We start from the raw sequence: 1559 nt of genomic DNA, 5'->3' as shown, positions 1-1559 counted from the left end.
GGGTTACGCTGCGCTTCACCCAACCTACTAAAGCGCACAGGCTACCCGAAAACCGTTGTAGTTTTTGAGGGAGCCCGGGTCGAACCTGCCGCGGTTGGCACAACGGCAGTAGCCAGGAACGTTGAACCACGAACCGCCACGCAGCACTCTTCTGTCTGTTTTTCCCAAAAAGTTGACTAAATGTTCAACAAGGTTTTCATAACGATTATTGTTACCATAATCCCACACTCCTCCGTCCGAGGGAGCGCCACCATAGCCTTCGCGCCAGGGGTCAGCGCACCACTCCCAAACATTCCCGTGGATATCATACAAGCCAAAGGCGTTGGCGTTTTGAAACTGACCGACGGGGTTGGTTTGTCTGCGGTAGGCTCCCTTGGGTCCTGAGCTATAGCTGTAGTTGCCATCGTAGTTGGCGAGGTCTGTCGTCAGGGTATCACCGACATGAAAGGGGCTAGTAGTTCCGGCGCGAGCTGCATATTCCCACTCCGCTTCACTCGGTAATCGGTAGGGTTTGCCAATTCTTTTCGAGAGGCGGGCGCACCACTCCATTACATCATACCATGAAACCGATTCAACGGGACGATTTAATCCTTTAAATCTTGAGGGGTCTAGGCTCAGGCCTCGTTGGAGTTTGGGGAAACTAGCCACTTGTCGCCATTGTTCTTGGGTAACCGGATATTTCCCCATGAGGAAGGGTTTAATCGTGACTCGGTGTTGGGGTCTTTCAACATCAGAACTTCCTGTTTCACCACTCGGCACACCCATGGTAAAGGTTCCCCCCGGAATTAGCACCATCTCCAGAATCAAACCATTTCCCAGGTCTTCGATAATACATTCAGCCTGACCGGGACGGCGGTTAATTTCTCGACCCATTGAATTGACCGTAACGATGTCAAATTTAAACTTCTGGGGTACCGCTGGGGGAGTTGTATTGGGAGTCTGTTTAACAGTCTCGCGGTTAATTTCTCGACCCATTGAATTGACCGTAACGATGTCAAATTTAAACTTCTGGGGTACCGCTGGGGGAGTTGTATTGGGAGTTTGTTTAACAGTCTCTTGGATGACGGGTTGAGGATTTGTTGGGTTGGTCTGTTTCCCATAATATCGCCGTAAATGTGCCCAAACTTCCGCTACAGATTTATAGCGTTTTTTAAAGACTGTCTCAACCAAACGGTCTAAGATTTCGCCTAATTTATCACTCACATGATTGCCATTTAAATGCTCCCGCCACACCCATTGTGCTTCTAAGGGGTCATATAAATCTGACGGACTGGCTTGGGTTAGCAGGTATAAACAAGTCACCCCTAAACTATATAAATCACTCCCATATTGAGGTTTTCCCATAGCCTGTTCCGGGGCGCAATATGCCGCCGAACCGATAACCGTTCCCGTGACGCTCATAGATGTGCGCTGCACCTGTTTAGATGCTCCAAAATCCACTAGGACTAACTTGTTATCACTGGCTCGTCTAATGATGTTTTCCGGTTTAATATCCCGGTGAATCACTTTATGTTTGTGTACAAAATACAAAACTGGCAATAAATCCTTGAGCAGGGAAC

1 protein-coding gene is annotated in these 1559 nt (G+C 48.6%); it reads right to left on the bottom strand.

Annotated elements, in window-relative coordinates; all coding sequences use genetic code 11:
* Positions 1 to 27: 27 nt before the first annotated feature.
* On the bottom strand, positions 28 to 1559 hold a 1532-nt coding region (locus tag P5683_RS24720), incomplete at its 5' end, for an SUMF1/EgtB/PvdO family nonheme iron enzyme (RefSeq protein ID WP_315642528.1).

The organism is Limnospira sp. PMC 1279.21 (assembly GCF_032349615.1).
GTDB lineage: Bacteria > Cyanobacteriota > Cyanobacteriia > Cyanobacteriales > Microcoleaceae > Limnospira > Limnospira fusiformis.
This window is presented reverse-complemented; position numbering and strand designations above follow the sequence as displayed.